At 71.6% G+C, this 21,383-nt stretch carries 15 protein-coding genes and 1 tRNA gene; 9 read left to right on the top strand and 7 right to left on the bottom strand.

Going from position 1 to position 21,383, the window contains the following annotated elements; all coding sequences use genetic code 11:
• Positions 1-33: 33 nt before the first annotated feature.
• From AC3IX6_RS09590 to ybiA, 3 genes are all read right to left on the bottom strand, one after another.
• Positions 34-1,659 carry a TROVE domain-containing protein gene (locus tag AC3IX6_RS09590; protein ID WP_489369786.1) on the bottom strand — a complete coding sequence of 542 codons (1,626 nt, stop codon included), beginning with the start codon at positions 1,657-1,659 and terminating at the stop codon, positions 34-36.
• Positions 1,660-1,996: 337 nt separating this feature from the next.
• Positions 1,997-2,058: transfer RNA gene (locus AC3IX6_RS09585), tRNA-Ser, on the bottom strand.
• 51 nt (positions 2,059-2,109) lie between these two features.
• A complete protein-coding gene (ybiA, locus tag AC3IX6_RS09580; RefSeq protein WP_489369785.1) occupies positions 2,110-2,661 on the bottom strand; it encodes a riboflavin biosynthesis intermediates N-glycosidase in 552 nt (183 codons plus the stop codon).
• 194 nt (positions 2,662-2,855) lie between these two features.
• Here ybiA and AC3IX6_RS09575 point away from each other — a divergent pair, with 194 nt between their 5' ends.
• The 8 genes from AC3IX6_RS09575 to AC3IX6_RS09540 all read left to right on the top strand — a co-directional run bounded on the left by AC3IX6_RS09575 (position 2,856) and on the right by AC3IX6_RS09540 (position 12,723).
• Positions 2,856-4,382 carry a gamma-aminobutyraldehyde dehydrogenase gene (locus AC3IX6_RS09575; protein WP_489371386.1) on the top strand — a complete coding sequence of 509 codons (1,527 nt, stop codon included), beginning with the start codon at positions 2,856-2,858 and terminating at the stop codon, positions 4,380-4,382.
• A 51-nt stretch (positions 4,383-4,433) separates the two neighbouring features.
• The gene (locus AC3IX6_RS09570) at positions 4,434-5,684 is read left to right on the top strand and encodes a polyamine ABC transporter substrate-binding protein (protein ID WP_489369784.1); all 1,251 of its coding nucleotides are present in this window, start codon (positions 4,434-4,436) and stop codon (positions 5,682-5,684) included.
• Positions 5,685-5,766: 82 nt separating this feature from the next.
• Entirely contained in the window at positions 5,767-6,918 is a 1,152-nt protein-coding gene (locus tag AC3IX6_RS09565; RefSeq protein ID WP_489369783.1) for an ABC transporter ATP-binding protein, read from the top strand.
• Positions 6,915-7,844: an ABC transporter permease gene (locus tag AC3IX6_RS09560; protein WP_489369782.1), complete on the top strand. Its 930-nt coding sequence runs from the start codon at positions 6,915-6,917 to the stop codon at positions 7,842-7,844. The genes AC3IX6_RS09565 and AC3IX6_RS09560 overlap by 4 nt, the downstream gene beginning before the upstream one ends.
• Complete coding sequence (locus AC3IX6_RS09555) at positions 7,844-8,650, top strand: ABC transporter permease (protein ID WP_489369781.1); 807 nt, start codon at positions 7,844-7,846, stop codon at positions 8,648-8,650. The genes AC3IX6_RS09560 and AC3IX6_RS09555 overlap by 1 nt, the downstream gene beginning before the upstream one ends.
• A 22-nt stretch (positions 8,651-8,672) precedes the next feature.
• Positions 8,673-10,091 carry an NAD(P)/FAD-dependent oxidoreductase gene (locus AC3IX6_RS09550; protein ID WP_489369780.1) on the top strand — a complete coding sequence of 473 codons (1,419 nt, stop codon included), beginning with the start codon at positions 8,673-8,675 and terminating at the stop codon, positions 10,089-10,091.
• A gap of 207 nt (positions 10,092-10,298) precedes the next feature.
• Positions 10,299-10,763 carry a hypothetical protein gene (locus tag AC3IX6_RS09545; RefSeq protein ID WP_489369779.1) on the top strand — a complete coding sequence of 155 codons (465 nt, stop codon included), beginning with the start codon at positions 10,299-10,301 and terminating at the stop codon, positions 10,761-10,763.
• A gap of 100 nt (positions 10,764-10,863) precedes the next feature.
• The gene (locus AC3IX6_RS09540) at positions 10,864-12,723 is read left to right on the top strand and encodes a chitinase (protein WP_489369778.1); all 1,860 of its coding nucleotides are present in this window, start codon (positions 10,864-10,866) and stop codon (positions 12,721-12,723) included.
• Here the strand turns inward: AC3IX6_RS09540 and AC3IX6_RS09535 are convergent.
• The 4 genes from AC3IX6_RS09535 to gabT all read right to left on the bottom strand — a co-directional run bounded on the left by AC3IX6_RS09535 (position 12,708) and on the right by gabT (position 18,679).
• Positions 12,708-13,979 carry an McrC family protein gene (locus AC3IX6_RS09535; RefSeq protein ID WP_489369777.1) on the bottom strand — a complete coding sequence of 424 codons (1,272 nt, stop codon included), beginning with the start codon at positions 13,977-13,979 and terminating at the stop codon, positions 12,708-12,710. The genes AC3IX6_RS09540 and AC3IX6_RS09535 overlap by 16 nt on opposite strands.
• Positions 13,963-16,380, bottom strand: a complete 2,418-nt coding sequence (locus AC3IX6_RS09530; RefSeq protein ID WP_489369776.1) for an McrB family protein — start codon at positions 16,378-16,380, stop codon at positions 13,963-13,965. Before AC3IX6_RS09530 ends, AC3IX6_RS09535 begins: the two co-directional genes overlap by 17 nt.
• A 16-nt stretch (positions 16,381-16,396) precedes the next feature.
• Positions 16,397-16,909 (bottom strand): phosphatase PAP2 family protein, encoded by a 513-nt coding sequence (locus AC3IX6_RS09525; protein ID WP_489369775.1) that lies wholly within the window; start codon positions 16,907-16,909, stop codon positions 16,397-16,399.
• A 435-nt stretch (positions 16,910-17,344) separates the two neighbouring features.
• A complete protein-coding gene (gabT, locus tag AC3IX6_RS09520; protein ID WP_489369774.1) occupies positions 17,345-18,679 on the bottom strand; it encodes a 4-aminobutyrate--2-oxoglutarate transaminase in 1,335 nt (444 codons plus the stop codon).
• A gap of 247 nt (positions 18,680-18,926) precedes the next feature.
• Here gabT and AC3IX6_RS09515 point away from each other — a divergent pair, with 247 nt between their 5' ends.
• Positions 18,927-21,350 (top strand): ATP/GTP-binding protein, encoded by a 2,424-nt coding sequence (locus AC3IX6_RS09515; protein ID WP_489369773.1) that lies wholly within the window; start codon positions 18,927-18,929, stop codon positions 21,348-21,350.
• Positions 21,351-21,383: the final 33 nt, after the last annotated feature.

The raw sequence follows: 21,383 nt of genomic DNA, 5'->3' as shown, positions 1-21,383 counted from the left end.
CCCGGCCCTTCGCCGTGCCGTCGGCAGGCCGTGTCAGACGCTCGTGTCCGCCTGCCCGGTCTCCCAGGGCCACCTGGCGTCCCGGCCGTCCTCGATCAGGGACACCATGCGGAAGGCCGCGTCGGTGAGCCCGCCGAAGGTGTGCCGGTGCGCCGACCCGGAGGGCGCGTGGCCCACCCGGTACCCGGCGAGGTTCCACGTGTACACCGGGACCGTGTCCGGCACCAGGGCCGTGGGATCGCCGCCGTAGGCGTAGGTGGCCTGCTCGTCGGTGACGATCAGGACCCGGTCGTGCCCCGCGTAGTGCTCGCGCACCGCCTCCGCCGTGTACGTGCCGCCGAGGTCCTCGAACCGCTCCAGGACCTTCAGCACCGATTCCCCGCGCCGGTAGTCGACCGCCTTGCTGGTGGAGCCGAACTGCACCAGGTCCGCGTCCTCGGCACGCAGCGCCAGCGCCGTCCCGAAGACGGCCGCCGCGTCCGCCCTGTTGAGCTGCGAGCGCTCCGACAGCGGCGACCACATCGACCCGGACCGGTCCACCAGGACCAGGGTCCGCCCGGGCAGCGCCGGTACGTGGGCCAGGGAGTGGCCCAGCGCCTGCTCCAGCGGGTACGCCCAGCGCAGCGAAGGCGCGTGCTGGTACGCGGCGAGGTAGCGGAAGGGGAACTGCCGGGCCCGGGCGACGGTCTCCGGGTCGGAGATCTTCGCCGCGACCCGCGCGGCGACCTCGTCCGAGACTCCGGCCTGGTCGAAGTTGCGCAGGTTGCGCAGCAGCGCCATCGCGCCCATGGACGGGATGACCGCCTCCCAGGCGGCCGCGTCCATCGGCCCCTGCAGCCAGCCGGCCAGCGCCTCCCAGGTCATGCCCGCCGCGGCGAGCCGCTCGGGGCCGTCCGCCGCGGTGACCACGGCCCCGCGCTCCGCCACGGGCAGCTCCATCAGGGCCCGGTGCGCGAGCAGGGTCCGGTTGCCCGGCGGGACCTCGGCGGTCTCCGGGTTGTGCCGGCGGTCGAGGGCGTGCCGGAACAGCTCGCCCTGCCAGGGCTTGGCGGGGTCGGGGGAGGCGTGCACGAGGTTGAGGACGTCGCCGAAGCGGAATCCCCGGGAGGCCGTGTCGTACTTCAGCAGCGAGCTGCCGGAGTAGAGGCGGCGCACGGCGTCGGCGATCCCGCGCTTGACGGGCTTGGGCACGTTCCGCCCGTACGCGGCCGTCCAGTAGGCGAGCAGCTCGCCGGGCTCGTCCGCGCGCAGCAGTACGGAGTCCACGACCTGCCGGTTCGACGGCCCCGCGGTCGCTCCGGCGTCGAGCCGCGCCTTGACGTACTCGGCGGCGCCGATGAGCGAGGCGGTCCGCATGTTGCCCTCGCCGCGGAGCCAGCCGAGCAGACCGGCGGTCCACTGCGGATCCTCGACGGCGAGCGTGCGCACGAGCGCGGCGAAGCGGTCGTCGCGGGCCGCGGAGCCCTCGTAAGAGGTCTGCTGGGTCACGAAGTTGGCGACGGCGAGCAGGAACAGCTCGGACCGCTGATCGCGGACGTAGCCGAGGCTGCCGTGGTGGTTGCGAGCCCGGGCGCCGGTCGAGCGGACGGGCGAGGTGGCCGCGGCGGTCGAGCCGGCCGCGGGCGCGGCCTTGGGCCGGCGCAGGTTGAAACGAGCCATGAGAATTCCCCCGAATTCAGCGGACTTGGGGGAGGACGTGACGTGCGGAACGCCCGAGATCAAGAGTCGGCGACGGACTAGTCAGATGCTCAATCCGCTGAGCTACCGGCCGGAGCCGGGCGGGATTCGAACCCGCCGCCTTCTGATCCGAAGAAGTAACCGTTGCCTGCGCACCGGGCGTTCCGCACGCGTGCCTCCCGAGAAAGAAGTGGCCGCGGCGTTGTTTCGTGGAGGAAGTAGCCGTGGCCTGCGCACCGGGAGGTGCGAACGTGGGTGTCCAGAGTTCGAGGTCGGTGAAACCACGTGGTGCTCTACCAACTGAGCTACACCGGCCCGAAGCCGGTGACGGGACTCGAACCCGCGGCCGCCCCATTAACAGTGGAAGTAGGTCTCACCTGCGCACCTGGACAAGGATCACGCTAGACGCACACCCCTGGCGGCCGCGAGCGATTAAAGCTCCGCCCGCAGCCGCTCGCGCGCCTCCATCAGCGCGAAGCCCAGCAGGTTCAGGCCGCGCCAGCGCGCCGGGTCCAGCGCGCGCTCGTCGTCGGCGGCCAGGCCTATGCCCCAGATCCGGTCCATCGGGCTGGCCTCCACCAGGACCCGCTTCCCGGTCGAGAGCAGGTACGAGGTCAGCGCCGGATCGGAGCCGAACTTGTGCACGCTGCCCTCCACCACCAGCGCGAACCGCTCCCGCTCCCACACCGCGTCGTCGAAGCCGCGCACCAGCCGCCCGGCCTTCTTCGCGGCCGCCGGGCTCTTCGCCTCCAGGGCCGCGCGCTCCGCCTCGGCGTCCTCGAACAGACGAGCCTTTCCGGCCATCATCCAGTGTTCGGCGGTGGCGTACCGCACGTCACCCACGGTGAACTCGGACGGCCACCACTGACTGAGGCAGCTCGGTCCGAGCGTCCCGTCCGGCCGCGGACGGTGTCCCCAGAACGGTAGGAACTTCAGCCGCTCACCCCGGCTGACCTGCCCGATCAGTTCCTCGATGTTCTCCATGCATGCGAGTCTCGCAGGAGCCACTGACACTTCGTACGGGATTTCGGGCGCGCCTCGACACATGGTCGACCGATTCCGTCGCGTAATCAAAAGGCAACAACGGAATCACTTGGCCGAGGGGTGTACCTCTGCCAGGATCGGCACTCAATTCGAGCTGTAGCTCGAACTGTAGCTACGGAGAGCGTGAGAGCGTGATGGGCAACCGCTTCCAGGTCAAGGTCCAGGTCAAGGGCCGATTCGCCGAAGGCGCGCAGTACATCGACGGGCAGCTGCGGCCCGGCACCTCGGGTCGGTCACACACCGTGGTCGACCCCGCCACGGGCGAGGAGGTGCTCACCTACGAGCTGGCCTCCACCGCCGACGTGGACGCCGCCGTCGCCGCCGCCAAGCGGGCCTTCCCGGGCTGGTCCGGGGCCACCCCGGGGGAGCGCTCCGACGCGCTGCACCGGCTGGCCGGGGTGCTGGCCGAGCGGGCGGAGGAGTTCGCGTACGCGGAGTCCCTGCAGTGCGGCAAGCCGGTCAAGCTGTCCACGGAGTTCGACGTTCCCGGGACCATCGACAACACCGCGTTCTTCGCGGGCGCCGCGCGCCACCTCCAGGGGCAGGCCGCCGGGGAGTACTCCGGGGACCACACCTCGTACGTGCGCCGCGAGGCGATCGGGGTCGTGGGCTCCATCGCGCCGTGGAACTATCCCCTGCAGATGGCCGCCTGGAAGATCCTTCCGGCCATCGCCGCGGGCAACACCATCGTCCTCAAGCCCGCCGAGCTCACCCCGCTGACCTCCCTGATGTTCGCCCAGGCGGCCAAGGAGGCGGGCCTGCCCGACGGCGTGGTCAACATCGTCACCGGCGCCGGCCGGGACGCGGGCGAGCACCTGGTCGGCCACCCGGACGTGGTCATGACCTCCTTCACCGGGTCCACCGCCATCGGCAAGCGGGTCGCCGAGATCGCCACCGCCACCGTCAAGCGGCTCCACCTGGAGCTGGGCGGCAAGGCCCCCTTCCTCGTCTTCGACGACGCCGATCTGGAGGCCGCCGCCAACGGCGCCGTCGCCGCCTCCCTGATCAACACCGGCCAGGACTGCACGGCCGCCACCCGTGCCTACGTCCAGCGCCCCCTCCACGACGCCTTCGTCGCCCGGGTCGCCGAGCTGATGGAGACCGTCCGCGTCGGCGACCCCTTCGACCCGTCGACCGACCTCGGCCCGCTGGTCTCGCACGCGCACCGCGACCGGGTCGCCGGTTTCGTCGAGCGCGCCCGCGCGTACGCCACCGTCGTCACCGGCGGCGAGATCCCGGGCGGAGAGCTCGCGGACGGCGCGTACTACCGGCCCACGCTGATCTCCGGCGCTGCCCAGGACAGCGAGGTGGTCCAGTCCGAGATCTTCGGTCCGGTCCTCGTGGTCCTGCCCTTCGACACCGACGACGAGGGCATCGCGCTGGCCAACGACACCCCGTACGGTCTCGCCGCCTCCGCCTGGAGCCGTGACGTGTACCGGGCGAACCGCGCCACCCGAGAGATCCAGGCGGGCTGCGTCTGGGTCAACGACCACATCCCGATCATCAGCGAGATGCCGCACGGGGGCTACAAGGCCAGTGGCTTCGGAAAGGACATGAGTACCTACTCCTTCGAGGAGTACACGCAGGTCAAGCACGTGATGTACGACAACACCGCGGTGGCGGCGAAGGACTGGCACCGCACGATCTTCGGGGACAGATAACCAGTAGCCGCCCGACCAGCGGCCCGCACCCATCCCGAAAGGGCACCTCCCATGGAGCAGTTCGAGCCCGACCGCCTCTCGACGGCGCAACTCGCCGCCATGCGGCGCAGCCTCACCACCGGGCGCGGCGCCCTCACCCGCCGCTCCGTGCTGCGCGCCTCCGGAGTCGGAGCGCTCACCCTCGGCGGCCTGTCCGCGCTGGCCGGCTGCGGCATTCCGCCGGCCAAGCGCGCGGAGGGCACCGCCGCGGCCTCCGACGACCACTCGGAGCAGGAGAAGGAGATCAACTTCTCCAACTGGACCGAGTACATGGACACCAGCGAGGACGAGAAGTCCCGTCCCACGCTGGAGGAGTTCACCAAGCGGACCGGTATCAAGGTCAAGTACACCGAGGACATCAACGACAACGTCGAGTTCTTCGGCAAGATCAAGCCCCAGCTCGCGGCCGGCCAGGACACCGGCCGCGACCTGATCGTCGTCACCGACTGGCTCGCTTCGCGGATCATCCGGCTCGGCTGGGCCCAGAAGCTGGACCCCTCCCACCTTCCGCACGCCTACGCCAACCTGATCCCGCAGTTCCGCAGCCCCGACTGGGACCCGGGCCGCGCGTACAGCTACCCCTGGACCGGCATCAACACCGTGATCGCCTACAACACCAAGGCGACCGGCGGGAAGAAGGTCGACTCCGTCACGCAGATGCTCGACGACCCCACCCTCAAGGGCCGCGTCGGCTTCCTCACCGAGATGCGCGACAGCGTCGGCATGACCCTGCTCGACCAGGGCAAGGACCCGGCGAACTTCACCGACGCCGACTACGACGAGGCGATCGGCCGGCTCCAGAAGGGCGTGGACAAGAAGCAGATCCGCCGCTTCACCGGCAACGACTACACCGCGGACCTCGACAAGGGCGACCTCGCAGCCTGCCTGGCCTGGGCCGGCGACGTCATCCAGCTTCAGGCCGGCAACCCGGACATCCAGTACGCGATCCCGGCACCCGGCTACATCACCTCCAGCGACAACCTGCTGGTCCCCGTGAAGGCCCGGCACAAGGCCAACGCGGAGCGGCTCATCGACTACTACTACGAGCCCGAGGTGGCGGCGCAGCTGGCCGCCTACATCAGCTACGTCTGCCCCGTCGAGGGCGTCAAGGACGAGCTGGCCAAGATCGACCCGGCGCTCGCGGACAACGTCCTGATCGTCCCCGACAAGGCGATGGCCGCCAAGTCGCACGCCTTCCGCTCCCTCACCGGCGAGGAAGAGACGGCGTACGAGGAGAAGTTCGCCAAGCTCATCGGAGCCTGACGGGTCCCGCCGCGTCCCACCGGCGGCGACACCCGTACCGGCACCTGCCCCTTCCACGACACACCACCGAAGGCCCAGGCCCATGACTGACAAGACCGAAGGCGGCGACGTCCGCCTCGCCGGGATCAGCAAGCACTACGGATCCTTCACCGCCGTGCACCCGCTGGATCTCACCATCCCCCAGGGCTCCTTCTTCGCCCTGCTCGGCGCCTCGGGCTGCGGGAAGACCACCACCCTGCGCATGATCGCCGGCCTGGAAGAGCCCTCCACCGGCACCGTCAGCCTCGGAGACCGCGAGGTCACGCACCTGCCGCCGTACAAGCGCCCGGTCAACACCGTCTTCCAGAGCTACGCCCTCTTCCCGCACCTCGACGTCTCGGAGAACATCGCCTTCGGGCTGCGCCGCCGCGGCATCAAGTCGGTCAAGAAGCAGGTCGACGACATGCTGGAGCTGGTCCAGCTCGGCCAGTTCGCCCAGCGCAAGCCGCACCAGCTCTCCGGCGGCCAGCAGCAGCGCGTCGCCGTGGCCCGCGCGCTCATCAACCACCCCCAGGTCCTCCTCCTCGACGAGCCCCTCGGTGCCCTCGACCTCAAGCTGCGCCGCCAGATGCAGCTGGAGCTGAAGCGGATCCAGACCGAGGTCGGCATCACCTTCGTGCACGTCACGCACGACCAGGAAGAGGCCATGACCATGGCCGACACGGTCGCCGTGATGAACGGCGGCCGCGTCGAGCAGCTCGGCGCCCCCGCCGACCTCTACGAGAACCCGAAGACGACCTTCGTGGCGAACTTCCTCGGCACCTCCAACCTCATCGAGGCCGAGGTCCTGGAAGCCGGCGCGTCCGACGTCGTCGTCTCCTCGGCCGGTACGAAGCTGCGCGTCCCGGCGGCGCGATGTTCGACCACACCCCGCGCCGGCGGCAAGCTGCTGGTCGGGGTGCGCCCGGAGAAGATCTCCCTGGTCCACGCGGACGCCGAGGACACCGTCGAGGCCGGCCGCAACAAGATCGCCGGCAAGATCGCGGCCACCTCCTTCATCGGGGTCTCCACGCAGTTCGTCATCGACAGCCCGGTCTGCCCGGAGCTGGAGGTGTACGTGCAGAACATCGAGCGCGACGCCCGCCTGGTCCCCGGCGCCGACGTGATACTGCACTGGAACCCCGACCACACCTTCGGCCTCGACGCCGCTCAGGACATCGACGCCGGCATCGAGACGGTCGAGGAGAGCGCGTGACCGCCCCCGCGACCCTGCCCGAGGTCGCCGTTTCCGCCGAGCCACCGGTGCACAAGCCGTCCCTGAAGAAGCGCCTGGTCCCGTACTGGCTGCTGCTCCCGGGCATCCTGTGGCTGCTCGTCTTCTTCGTGCTGCCGATGATCTACCAGGCCTCGACCTCGGTGCAGACCGGCTCCCTCGAAGAGGGGTTCAAGGTCACCTGGCACTTCCAGACCTACTGGGACGCCTTCACCGAGTACTACCCGCAGTTCCTGCGCTCCCTGCTCTACGCCGGCACCGCGACCGCGCTGTGCCTGCTGCTGGGCTATCCGCTGGCCTACCTGATCGCCTTCAAGGCGGGCCGCTGGCGCAATCTGCTGCTGGTGCTGGTCATCGCCCCGTTCTTCACCAGCTTCCTGATCCGCACCCTCGCCTGGAAGACGATCCTGGCCGACGGCGGCCCCGTGGTCGGCGTCCTCAACACGGTCGGCTTCCTGGACGTCACCAGCTGGCTCGGCATGACCGAGGGCGACCGCGTCCTCGCCACGCCGCTCGCGGTCGTCTGCGGTCTGACGTACAACTTCCTCCCCTTCATGATCCTTCCGCTCTACACCTCGCTGGAGCGCATCGACACCCGCCTCCACGAGGCGGCCGGGGACCTGTACGCCCGTCCCGCCACGGTCTTCCGCAAGGTGACCTTCCCGCTGTCCATGCCGGGCGTGGTCTCCGGGACCCTGCTCACCTTCATCCCGGCGAGCGGCGACTACGTCAACGCCGAACTGCTCGGCTCCACGGACACCCGCATGATCGGCAACGTCATCCAGTCGCAGTACCTGCGCATCCTCGACTATCCGACGGCGGCCGCGCTGTCCTTCATCCTCATGGCCATCGTGCTCGTCATGGTCACCATCTACATCCGCCGAGCGGGGACGGAGGACCTGGTCTGATGAAGAGCGCCACCACCTGGCTGCGCCGCAATCTCGTCGTGATCGCGGGGCTCGGCACGCTCGCGTACCTGATCCTGCCGAACGTCGTCGTCACGGTCTTCTCCTTCAACAACCCCACCGGGCGCTTCAACTACGCCTGGCAGGAGTTCTCCCTCGACGCGTGGAAGGACCCCTGCGGGGTCGCCGACATGTGCGAGTCGCTCTCGCTCTCGCTCCAGATCGCCCTGTGGGCCACCATCGGCGCCACGGTGCTGGGCACCGCGATCGCCTTCGCGATGGTCCGCTACCGCTTCCGGGGGCGCGGCGCGATCAACTCGCTGATCTTCCTGCCGATGGCCATGCCCGAGATCGTGATGGCGGCGTCCCTGCTCGCCCTCTTCCTCAACATGGGCATCCAGCTCGGCTTCTGGACGATCCTGATCGCCCACGTCATGTTCTGCCTCAGCTTCGTCGTCGCCGCCGTCAAGGCCCGGGTGCTCTCCATGGACCCCCGCCTGGAGGAAGCGGCCCGCGATCTCTACGCCGGACCCGTGCAGACCTTCCTGCGCGTCACCCTGCCGATCGCGGCCCCCGGTATCGCGGCGGGCGCGCTGCTCTCCTTCGCGCTCTCCTTCGACGACTTCATCATCACCAACTTCAACTCGGGCAACACCGTCACCTTCCCCATGTTCGTGTGGGGATCGGCCCAGCGCGGTACGCCTGTACAGATCAACGTCATCGGCACCGCGATGTTCGTCATCGCGGTCCTGGTGGTGCTGGGCGGCCAGATGGTCGCCAACCGCCGCAAGAAAGCACAGCCCAAGTAACACCTGTAGGGAGTTGGAAGACATGGCCCCAGACGCCATGCGCACCGCTGCACGATCTCTTTCCGAAGCGAAGCCGGTCTCGTACTGGCTGGACGACCCCGGCAAGCCCGCCGCCGAGCCCGCCCTCACCGGGGACGAGCACTGCGACCTGCTCGTCATCGGCGGCGGCTACAGCGGCCTGTGGACCGCGCTGATCGCCAAGGAGCGCGACCCCGCCCGGGACGTCGTCCTCATCGAGGGCCACGAGGCGGGCTGGGCCGCCTCGGGCCGCAACGGCGGCTTCTGCGCCGCCTCCCTCACCCACGGCCTGGCGAACGGGATGGCCCGCTGGCCGGACGAGCTCGCCAAGCTGGAGGACCTCGGCGCCCGCAACCTCGACGCCATCGAGGAGGCGGTCGCCCGCTACGGCATCGACTGCGACTTCGAGCGCAGCGGCGAGATCGACGTGGCCACCGAGCCGCACCAGGTCGCGGAGCTCCGTGAGTTCCACGCGGAGGCCGAGCGGCTCGGCCTCGCAGGCCGCTCCGAATGGCTGGATGCGGACGCCATCCGCGCCGAAGTCGACTCCCCGACCTTCCTCGGCGGGATCTGGGACCGCGACGGCGTCGCCATGCTCAACCCGGCGAAGCTCGCCTGGGGCCTGAAGCGCGCCTGCCTGGAGCTGGGCGTGCGGATCTACGAGAACACGCGCGGGCTGGACCTGACCGGCTCGGGAGCCGGCATGGCCGTGCGCACCCCGTACGGGCGGGTCTTCGCCCGCCGGGTCGCGCTGGGCACCAACATCTTCCCGTCGCTGGTCAAGCGGGTGCGCCCGCTGACCGTCCCGGTCTACGACTACGCGCTGATGACGGAGCAGCTCACCGAGGAGCAGCTGGCCTCGATCGGCTGGAAGAACCGGCAGGGACTCGGCGACAGCGCCAACCAGTTCCACTACTTCCGGATCACCCCCGACCGGCGGATCCTGTGGGGCGGCTACGACGCGATCTACCCGTTCGGCGGCAAGCTCGACGCCGAGCACGACCACCGGCCCGAGACCTACCTCAAACTCGCCGAGCACTTCTTCACCTGCTTCCCGCAGCTGGAAGGAGTGAAATTCAGCCACGCCTGGGGCGGGGCGATCGACACCTGCACGCGCTTCTCCGCCTTCTTCGGCACCGCGCACGCGGGCAAGGTGGCCTACGCGGCCGGCTACACCGGACTGGGCGTCGGGGCCACCCGCTTCGGCGCCGACGTGATGCTGGACCTCCTGGCGGGGGAGAAGACCGAGCGCACCGAGCTGGAGATGGTCCGCTCCAAGCCGATGCCCTTCCCGCCGGAGCCCTTCGCGTGGACCGGCATCACGATGACGAAGTGGTCGCTGGCCCGGGCGGACCGGCTGGGCGGGCACCGCAACCTGTGGCTGAAGACGCTGGACCGCTTCGGCCTCGGCTTCGACAGCTGAGGCCGGGGCCCGACGGCCCCGCACCGCCGCGCCGTTCCGGTGCGCTGATCGGGTAAGCGACCTCCGCACGCCCCGGGCGCACATCACCCCGGGCGGTGTGACCTGCTTCACTACCATGGAGTAACGAAACCCGCGTCATACCTGCGCCCGGCCCCGCTCTCTCCTGTGAGAACGCTTCACCTCATCACAGAGAGCGGAGGCCGGGCGATGACGATCCCGGGGGACAAGACGGCAGTGGAATGGCTGGTCTCGGTGGCGCCCGACCCGGACGCCTGCCGGTGGGAGTGGGAGCGCAACCCCCTCGGGGTCGCCCTGCTGCCCGCCGGCCGCCGGTGGGACGTGCTGATCCTGCCGGGGGAGCTGGGGCACACCACCCTCGACGTACTGAACGCACTGCTCGACCGGCCCGGCCCGGTGCTCGCCGATTTCGGCGACTCCAGGCTGGGCTTCTTCGTGCCCCCGGGCACGGCCTCCCGCTGGATCGGGACGGGCGTACGGGGAGCCGGGCGCGGGACCTGGATCGTGGTCCCCTACCCCGGCCGGGCCACGGGCGGGGTCCGCTGGCTCGTGGTCCCGGACGGGCGGGGCACGCTCACCGATCCGGTGGTGCTGGAGCTCGCGATGCACGAGGCGGCGGCGCGCGTCGTGGGGCGGGGAGGCGGGAAGTCTTGACAAGGGCATTGGTCTGGACCATCTTGGGCGCCGCTGCGCCTTCCCCCACCGCTTCCCCGCGCGCGGCCCGGCTCCATCCCCCCATGTACCGGAGGCAGTTGTGCGCCCCACCCGTTCTGCTCGCCCCGCCAGACCCACCGTCATACGCTCGGCCCTGTCCCTCCTTACCGCCGCCGCCCTCGCGGCGGCCGGCCTCCTCGCCACCGGTCAGCCGGCCGCCGCGGCCGACGCCGACCTCATCCGCAACGGCGGCTTCGAAGCCGGCCTCGACGGCTGGAGCTGCTCGGCCGGCAGCGGAGCCGCCGTCAGCACCCCCGTGCACGGCGGCACTTCCGCCCTCAAGGGCACCCCGGCCGGGCAGGACAACGCCCGCTGCTCCCAGACCGTCACCGTCAAGCCCGACTCCGCGTACACGCTGAGCGCCTGGGTGCAGGGCGCGTACGTCTACCTCGGCGCGACCGGCACCGGGACCACGGACCCGCAGACCTGGACCCAGACCCCGGGCGCCTGGAAGCAGCTGAGCACGAGCTTCCGTACCGGCGCGGCCACCACCTCGGTCACCGTGTACACGCAGGGCTGGTACGGCCAGCCGCCGCAGTTCACCGACGACGTGACCCTCGTCGGCCCGGACCCCGGCGGCTCCGGACCCGGCCCCCAGGTCCCGGCCGCCCCCACCGGGCTCACCGCCTCCGCCTCCTCCGCCACCACCGTCGGCCTCTCCTGGGCTGCCGCGACCGGGGCCACCTCGTACAAGGTCTACCGGGACGGCGCGAACCCGACCACCGTCAGCGCCACATCGGCGACGGTCACCGGCCTCACCGCCTCCACCACGTACTCCTTCCAGGTCAGCGCCGTGAACGCGGCCGGCGAATCCCCCAAGAGCGCGGCCGTCCCCGTGACCACCCCGAGCGGAGGCGGCAACCCGGGCAACCCCGGCCTGCCCGCCCACGCCCTGGTCGGCTACCTGCACGCCAGCTTCGCCAACGGCTCCGGCTACGTCCGGATGGCCGACGTGCCCGCCTCGTGGGACGTCATCAACCTGGCCTTCGGCGAGCCCACCTCGGTGACATCGGGCGACATCCGCTTCCAGCTCTGCCCCGTCAGCGAATGCCCGACCGTCGAATCCGCCGCGGAGTTCAAGGCGGCCATCAAGGCCAAGCAGGCCGCGGGCAAGAAGGTCCTGATCTCGATCGGCGGCCAGAACGGCCAGGTACAGCTGGGCACCACGGCCGCCCGCGACACCTTCGTCTCCTCCGTCGGCAAGATCATCGACGAGTACGGGCTCAACGGCCTCGACATCGACTTCGAGGGCCACTCCCTCTCCCTCGCCACGGGCGACACCGACTTCCGCGCCCCCACCACCCCGGTGATCGTCAACCTGATCTCGGCCGTCAAGACCCTCAAGGCCAAGTACGGCCCCGAGTTCATCCTGACGATGGCCCCCGAGACCTTCTTCGTCCAGCTCGGCTACCAGTACTACGGATCCGGCCCCTGGGGCGGCCAGGACCCGCGCGCCGGCGCCTACCTCCCGGTCATCCACGCCCTGCGCGACGACCTCACCCTGCTCCACGTCCAGGACTACAACTCGGGCTCGATCATGGGCCTCGACAACCAGTACCACTCCATGGGCGGAGCCGACTTCCACATCGCCATGACGGACATGCTCCTCACGGGCTTCCCGGTGGCCGGCAACACCGCCCGGGTCTTCCCGCCGCTGCGCGCCGACCAGGTCGCCATCGGCCTGCCGGCCACGACCAACGCGGGCAACGGCCACACCTCCCCTGCGGAGGTCAACAAGGCGCTGGACTGCCTGACGAAGAAGACGGGTACGACCTGCGGCTCCTACCAGACCCACGGCACCTGGCCCGCCCTGCGCGGCCTGATGACCTGGTCGATCAACTGGGACCGCTTCGGTAACTGGGAGTTCTCGAAGAACTTCGACACCTACTTCGGCGGCTGACCGACGACCTCGCGCCACACCCGGGCCGCGGCCTCCCGGGGCCGCGGCCCGGCCAGCTCACCCAGTACCGTCCGCAGATCCAGCGGCACGGACCGCACGCGCGCCGAGGTGGCGCCCGCGTGGTCCCGTACGGCGACCCGCGCCCCCGAGGCGCCCGGCCCGGCGGGGTGGACCAGTACGCACTCGGCCGGGCTCCCCAGCGCGTGGGCGTAGAGGAAGGCCTGGTAGAGGTCCTGCGTCGAGAGCTTCTTCTTCTCGTACAGCTTGTACTTCGCGTCCACCGGCAGCCGGAACGGCACCCCGCCGCGCACCCCGCGGACCAGGAGGTCCGGCCGGACCTCGCTGTAGTGCCGCTCCGTAGCCTCGTTCACGAGCACCCGTCGCTGCGCCGCCTGGCCCGCCACCGTCAGCCCACTGCCCGCCGCGCCGTCCCCGAGCAGCTGCGTCACGAAGTCCTCGAACAGCCGGTTCATGTCGATGAGGAGGGCCCGGGAGGCCAGCGGGCCGGTGGTGAACAGCCCGTCGATCCCGCCGCCGGAGAGCAGCAGCCGCGCCCACAGGTGCGCGGACCGGTAGTGCTCGTTGTGCCGGTGGTAGGAGAGCGTGGAGACGGCCTGGCGCAGATCGCCGAGGGGGGTCGGGGCCAGCGGTCCGAACTGCGCGGCGGCCCGCCGTGCCCGGGCCCGCACCGCGGGAGAGCCGGCCGTGCGCGCGGCCCGCTCCATGGCAGCGGCGCACAGCCGGTTGTCGACGACGTCCGCGTCGTGCTCGTCGAAGCGGCAGGCCAGCCGGTCCAGGCGGCCGTGGTGGCGCAGCACCTGCCGGTCGGCCAGCAGCCTGCCGCGGACGGCTGCCAGATCGCCCTCGCGGGTGACGTAGTCCCGTCGGACCCCGTACCGCAGCAGCCGCTCGCAGTGCTCGGTGACCATCAGCGCGACGAGGTCGCGCAGGTTCGCGTCGCCCGCCGCGAACCCCTGGTCGGAGGCCAGTGCCCGGACCCGGCCGCCCGCCGCGTACTCCAGCATCCGCAGCACGTCCAGGCCGTCACCGAGGTGTTTGGGCAGGATCCGGATCTCGCACGCGTCGAGCCGTACGACTCCCACGTACGCCTTCGCCTCGACCTCCAGCCGGTCGCCGGTGAGCTCCCGGATCCGCAGCACCGGGTCCAGGGTGCGTTCCTCGACCAGTCGGCGGTCGGCGTCGCTCAGCCGGATGCCGCGCAGGACGGCGCTGCCGTACTCACGCAGCCGGTGCATCGGCGCCGACCTGGAACTCCGCGTACAGCGCGGCGACCAGTTCCTCGTCGGGCAGCGCCCGCAGCGTGTGCGACGCGGGGTCGATGACGGCCTCGCCGAGGAAGCCCGTGAGCAGCCCGTAGTCGTCGTAGGCGTACTCCTGGAGCAGGGGCAGGATCTCGTCCCTGATCACCGCGGCCAGTTCCGCGGCGGTACCGACGGGCTCGCCGCCGGGCAGGAAGAAGGCCTGGCCGATCTGCTTCTCCCGGTCCAGCGACTGCCGGATCCGGTGGTTGAGCGCATCCAGGAACACCCCGAGGTCGAGGTCGTCCACCGAGGAACCGCGCAGCGGTTCCGCGTCGGGGAGCAGCTCCAGGAAGGCGAAGCGGCGCCGGACGGCCGAGTCGAGCTGCCGGATCGAGCGGTCGGCGGTGTTCATGGTGCCGAGCAGCTGGACGTTGCGCGGGACGGAGAAGGACTCCTTGGACAGCGGGAGCGTGACGGCCATGCCGCGCTTGTCCTTCTCCATCACCGTGATCAGCTCCCCGAGGACCTTGGGGAGGTCGGCCCGGTTGAGCTCGTCGACGACGACCAGGTACGGGTGGCCGGGGTCGGCGGCCGCCCTGGCGCACACCTCTTTGAACAGGCCGGCGGTCACTTCGAGCGAGAGGCCGGTGTCGCCCGGCCGCGGGCGCAGGCCCTCGATGAAGTCCTCGTAGCCGTAGCCGGGGTGGAAGGTCGCCATGGTCAGCCGGCCGGCGGCGGTGAGGGTCCGCAGCGTCCGGTCGAAGTCCTCGTCACCGGGTTCGGCGGACGGGCGCAGGCCGGGCAGGTCGTCGGACAGCTCGCCGAGCCGGCGGACCGCGAAGCGCAGGGCCTGGCGGGTCTTGCCGGTGCCCGGCGGGCCGTAGAGAACGGCCTGGCCCCGCCGCTCCAGCGCGTCGGAGATCCGCTGCAGCCCGGCACCGAGGGGCGGGAGCAGCTCGGACTCCGCCTCCACCGCCTCCGGGGCGCTCCCGGTGCGCAGCTCCTGGATCTGCCCCCAGAGCTTGGGGCGGACGTCCGCGACGAGCCCCGGGCCCCAGTCGCCGACCGGATGAGCGAGCACTCCGGCGTAGCTGCCCGCCCAGTCCACGGCCACGGTGTGCCGGTGACCGGCGAGGTCGGGGCGCCAGCGGTAGCCCTCGCCGGTGACCTGGCCGACGCCGAGCACCGTGTCGCGGTCCGACATCGCCACGACCCGGTCGCCCGCGCGGAGCCCGATCAGGTCCCACAGGCCGAGGTCCCCGCCGGAGCCGCCGGGGACCTCGGCCGCGGAGGCCGCCGTGAACTCCTCCGGGCCGGCGAAGCCGTGCAGGTCACCCAGCGCGTCGTGGCCGACGGCCAGGTAGCCGCCCTCCTGGCACTGCGGCCACAGCCGGGCGCTGTCCTCGATCCCGACGCGGACGATGCGCGGGGCCACGCGCGGCGGCGCCCACCAGGACAGGAACCGCCAGACCAGCTGCGGCGGCCAGTCCTTGGAGCCCTCCTTGTCCTGGAACAGCCGACGGAGGGCCTGCTTGCGGGCGAACGGCCGGAGCCCGCCGTACGCGTCGCCGCCCGCGAGCGACAGGTAGTGCCGGGTGAGGTGGTCCGCGTACACCGGCAGGATGGCGTCCGGTGCGTAGATCCGCAGCGTTTTGGCGACGACGGTGATGCCGGAGGCGACGGCCGGGATGTCGTCGATCTCCGCGACCCGGCCGGCCCGCGCCGCCTCGACCGCCTGGACGATGCCGGCCCGGACCGCCTCCCACGCCGCCGCGGCATCGGGGTACTTGGGGTCGTGCCACCAGCTGCCGTCCTTGCGGCGGAAGACGAAGTGCTTGTACGCCGAGCCGCCGGTGATGCTGCCGAGCGGCTTGCTCCCGTACTCCAGGTCCCGGCTGTAGAAGGGCCCGGGGAGCCCGGGTTGCCCCAGCGCGTACCGGTCCAGGGACAGGGCCGGCCACTCTTCCCACGGGAACCGCTCGCGGAACTCCGCGGCCTCGCGGTCGGCGGCCGCCACCGCGGCCCGGTGCGCGTCCGGGGCGAAGGCCGCGAACGCGGCGTCGAGCGGCCAGTAGGGGAGGCTGTCGGCGTGGTCGTCGGTGACCGCCCGCAGCGCGCAGGAGCACACGCCGGTGAGCGGCTTGCCCACACCGTTGACCAGCTTGCGGGAGGCGGAGAACGCGGCGGGATCGGAGGCGTCGAGGAGCTCGCGCCACAGCACCCCGTCGGGATCGGGATGTTTCGGGAGGTCGCCGGAATCGGTGAGGTGACGGCACGAAGCGCTGTGATGGATCTTGACGCCGCTGCGCGGGAGGAGCACCTCGCCCCCCGACGGCGTCAGTTCGTGCGCCCGTCCACCGTGCGTGACGGAGTACTTCTGCCGTTCCGGCGCCATGATGCCCCCTCGGTCCTCATCCGGGGCGACGGTATCCCGCGGCCCACCGCACCCCGAGCAGCAGGGGGGTGCACATCAGGAAGCTGGCCAGGACGTCCAGGGGCCAGTGGTAGCCGCGCAGGATCAGGCCCGCGGCCGTCAGGGCGGTGAGGGCGGCCGCGAGGGGGAGGGGCCAGCGGCCGCGGACGTACGGGCGCACGAGCAGGGCCGCGCCCACGTACGCCACGTAGGCGGTGGCCGTGTGGCCCGAGGGGTAGTAGCCGGAGGCCCAGGGCTCCAGGGGGCCCGGCCGGCCGGTCCACTCCTTCAGCGGGACGACCAGGGCCGGCACGAGGGCCATGGCCAGGGCCGCGGCCGCCGCGCCCCACCGGTTGCCGCGCCGGGCGGCGTGGACGACCGCGAGGAGCAGGACGGGGACCGCGACCGGGACGTTGCCGAAGTCGGAGAGGCGCTGGGTGACCGCGTCGGGCACGGTGCGCACGAGCGCCCGGCTGAGGGCGGCGTCCGGGACCAGCAGGGGCCCGGACACGAGGACCTGCCAGGTGGTCAGGGCGAAGAGCGCGACGCAGAGCGCGGAGACGGCGGAACTCGCCGAGAGGAGAGTGGCCGGCCGCCCCGGAACAGGGGGGGTGGTTCCGGGGCGGCCGCCCGGATCGGGTTGCCGGGCGCCCCGGGGGGTTTGGGGCGTGCGGCTGTCCGATCGGTGAGGAGTGTGCGCGAACGCATGCCCAGTGCGGCGCTGGGGAAGCCCGGTACTGGTGTCGCTTCCGGTTTCCCGGGAGCGGGGTGTCTCACTCATCTGCAGAAACCGTACGGCAGCGAAAGGGGGACCGACAGCAGGAAAACGCTCCCGCCATCGGCCCCCCACACCTTCTTCACAGTGCCCGACCGTTACCCGCGGTAGTGACCGCGCGGTGATCGAGGATCGCGTCCCCGCGTTCTAGCGCCTGTGTCAGACGTTCGATCAGAGCGTGCCGAACGCGGCCTCGATGACGTCCAGGCCCTCGTTCAGCAGGTCCTCGCCGATGACGAGCGGCGGCAGGAAGCGGAGCACGTTGCCGTAGGTGCCGCAGGTGAGGACGAGGACGCCCTCGGCGTGGCAGGCCTTGGCGAGCGCGGCGGCCGCCTCCGGGTTCGGGGTCTTGGAGGCGGGGTCCTTGACGAGCTCGATCGCGATCATGGCACCGCGGCCGCGGATGTCGCCGACGATGTCGTACTTCTCCTGGATGGCCGTCAGGCGGGCCTTCATGATGGACTCGATCTTCTTCGCCGCGGCGTTGAGGTCGAGCTCCTTCATGGTCTCGATGGAGCCGAGCGCACCGGCGCAGGCCACCGGGTTGCCGCCGTAGGTGCCGCCCAGGCCGCCGCCGTGCACGGAGTCCATCATCTCGGCGCGGCCGGTCACGGCGGCGAGCGGCAGGCCGCCCGCGATGCCCTTGGCGGTCGTGATGAGGTCGGGGACGATGCCCTCGTCCTCGCACGCGAACCACTGGCCGGTGCGGCAGAAGCCGGACTGGATCTCGTCGGCGACGAAGACGATGCCGTTGTCGTTGGCGAACTTCACGATCGCCGGGAGGAAGCCCTTGGCCGGCTCGATGAAGCCGCCCTCGCCGAGGACCGGCTCGATGATGATCGCGGCGACGTTCTCGGCGCCGATCTGCTTGACGATGTTGTCGATCGCCTGGGCGGCGGCCTCGGGGCCGCAGTTCTCGGCGCCGGTCGGCCAGCGGTAGCCGTAGGCGACCGGGACGCGGTAGACCTCGGGGGCGAACGGGCCGAAGCCCTGCTTGTACGGCATGTTCTTCGAGGTCAGGGCCATCGTGAGGTTCGTACGGCCGTGGTAGCCGTGGTCGAAGACGACGACGGCCTGGCGCTTGGTGTACGAACGGGCGATCTTGACGGCGTTCTCGACGGCCTCGGCGCCGGAGTTGAACAGCGCCGACTTCTTCGCGTGGTCACCCGGGGTGAGCTCGGCGAGGGCCTCGCAGACCTCCACGTAGCCCTCGTAGGGGGTCACCATGAAACAGGTGTGGGTGAAGTCGGCGAGCTGCGCGGCCGCACGGCGCACGACGGCCTCGGCGGAGGCGCCGACCGAGGTCACGGCGATGCCGGAACCGAAGTCGATCATGCGGTTGCCGTCGACGTCCTCGATGATGCCGCCGCCCGCGCGGGCCGTGAAGACGGGGAGCACGGAGCCCACGCCGCCGGCCACCGTCGACAGACGGCGGGCCTGCAGCTCCTGCGACTTGGGGCCGGGGATCGCGGTGACGATGCGGCGCTCCTGCGGGACAGCGGTCATAGGGGGCTCCTGGGGGGTGGGGGTGTTTTCGGACGCACTTGTGTCTTTGTCCGCAGGCTAGGCCCGGGAGGCGGGGTCCTGCATGCTCCGTTCGGGAGTGGTGCCCGCGTGTCCTTGTCCGTGACGGCCATAGGAAGGAATCCGCGCCTGTCTTGTGGATCATGACCGGGTACGGGCCGCGGGGCGGCGACGGCCACTAGATTGAGCGCGCAGCGCAGTGCGGCAACGGGCAGGGGGCAGAGGTTTCATGGACACCGACGGCACGCACGGCGGGGACCGCGGCAGCTACGGCGGCTCGCCCGATGTGGGGGCCGGCGGTCCCCACATCCCCCGGCCGGCCGGCCCGCCGCCCATGCCGCCGCGACCGGTCACGGCCCCGCCACCGCCCGCGTACGCCCCGGGCGGCACTGCTCCAGGCGTGACCGCGGCCCCCGCGGCGACCCCCTTCACCGCCTGGCTGAGCGCCCCGCGACCGGAGGCGAAGCCCGGCATCTGGCGCTACGCCTACACCCCGGCCGCACCGGAGCCCGACGTCAACGGCCGGTCGCTGATCACGCGGGTCGTGCTCTCCTTCCTCGTCTTCTTCGTGTGCTGGCAGGCCTTCCTCGACGGGAACCTCCCCTTCCTCGGAGCTCCGCTCTACTACTTCACCCCCGACAGCTGGTGGGAGGGCGGTCTGACCAACGGCCCGATCGACCACCGGGGCCAGGCGGCCCTCGAGGTCTACGTACTGCTGGTCACCGTCGGCCTGTTCCTCGGCTTCGCCAAGATGGGCGGCTGGCGGACCTCCTTCGACCGGCTGATCGCGGCCCGCGGCCCCTGGTACCGCGCGCTGGGCGCCGCGGCGGGAGCCTTCGCCGTCGTGCTGCTGATCCAGAGCCAGACCCTGGTGGTCTATCCCCTGGTCTTCGGGCACCTGCCGTACGCGGAGCTCGGCGAAACGGGCGGGTCGGTGGTCACCAACGTCCTCTACGTCCTGATCTACGCGCCGGTCTTCGTCGTCTTCGCCCGCCTCGGCGGCTGGGCCGCCTTGGTGACCGGCCTCCGGTCCTCCGCCCTTCCCGCCGATGCCCCGCGGCCGGTGAACCCGGACGGCCCGGACTCCCCGGCCGGATGGCCGCAATTGCGTGCCGCCGGGCTGGCGGAGACCGCGGACCGGCTCGCGGCGGAAGCCCGGCAGGGGCGGATGAACGACGTCGACCACGCACGGATCCGGCGGGCCTGGGAGTCCGTGAAGGCGCACCCGTCACGGCGCCCCGCCTTCGTGGAAGCCGTACGGGGCAAGGGCGCGGGCGCCTGCGGCCATCCGTCGGGCGCCCGTGATCTGCCCGTCCGCACCGCCTCCCACGACCTGACCGTCGGGCAGGTCTGGCTCGGCCGGGTCACCGGCGCCGAGCCGAACCCCCACGAACGCCGCGGGACCGGTCTGGCCCTCGATCCCGGCGTGCTGGGTACGTCGGTCCTCGCCGTCGGCCCCTCGGGCTCGGGCAAGACCCACGGACTGGTCAGGCCGGTCGTGGAGTCGCTCGCCCTCCAGGCACTCGCCGGGCAGGCCGCCGTGATCGCCGTCGGTGCCGCGGGAACCCGGCTCGGACCCGACGACGCCTACGACATCGTGGTGCGCCCGGGCGACCCGGCATCCGTCCACGACCTCGACCTCTACGGCGGGACCGGCGACTCCGACGAGGCGGCCTCCTTCCTCGCCGAGGCCTTCGTGGGCGACCTGCCGGGCGTCGACGTACGCCGGGCCGCAACGGCGCTCGCCCAGATCCTCGGCCCGTTCCACGCCGCGTACGGCCGCTTCCCGACCGTGCCCGAGCTGCGCGCACTGCTCGAACAGTTGCCCGCGGCGCTCGGGGCGCTGCGCCACGAGCTGGAGGGGGCCGGGCGGCAGGGCATGCTGCGCGAGCTCGATGCCCGGGCGCGGCAGCACGCCGTCCACGGCGACCCGGGACCGGCTCTCGCCGATAGGGTGGCGCTGCTCGACCGGCCGGCGTTCCACGGCTTCTTCGACACCACCGGCGGCGGGCGGCCCTTCTCCCTCCGCGCCCTGGAACACCCGGTCCGGGTACGTGTGGACCTCCCCGAGCGCGGCCATCCGGACGCCTCCCGGCTGCTGGCCCGGCTGCTCCTCGCCCAGTTCAACGCGGCGGCCGCCGCCCGCGGCGACCGCTCCCTGTTCGCCTTCCTGGCCCTCGACGACGCCGCGCACACCCTCACCGCCGAGGCCGTGCGCGGCATGCAGGGGCTCCGGTCGGCCAATGCGGGCGTTCTGCTCGCGCTGCGCACGCTGGACGACGTACCCGAAGGGCTGCGTACCCCGCTCCTCGGCACGGTCGGCTGCCGGATGGCCTTCTCCGGGGTCACCACGTGGGACGGCAAGTGGTTCGCCGACGCCTGGGGGACCGAGCTGGTCGAGACGCGGGACGTCACGAGCCGCACGGTCTACGCCGACCAGCCCTTCACCCGGGCCGTGCACGCGGTGCGCAAGGTGATCACCGGCAAGGCGGTCACCACGGACGCGGTCACCGTGCGGAAGGTGGAGCGGGAGCGCTGGTCGGCCTCCGCCCTCGCCAACACCGTGCCCCCCGGCCACGCCGTGCTCTCCCTCACCTCCGTCCGCGGCGAGCGGGCCGCCCCGCTGCTCGTGCGGCTTGGGGGACAGGGCTGAGGGCCCAGGGGCGGGGCGGGGAGGCCGGAGGGG

The sequence above is a fragment of the Streptomyces sp. GL_141 genome (genome assembly GCF_057834385.1).
Note: the sequence above shows the minus strand (reverse complement) of the source record. Positions and strands in the feature narration are given on the sequence as shown.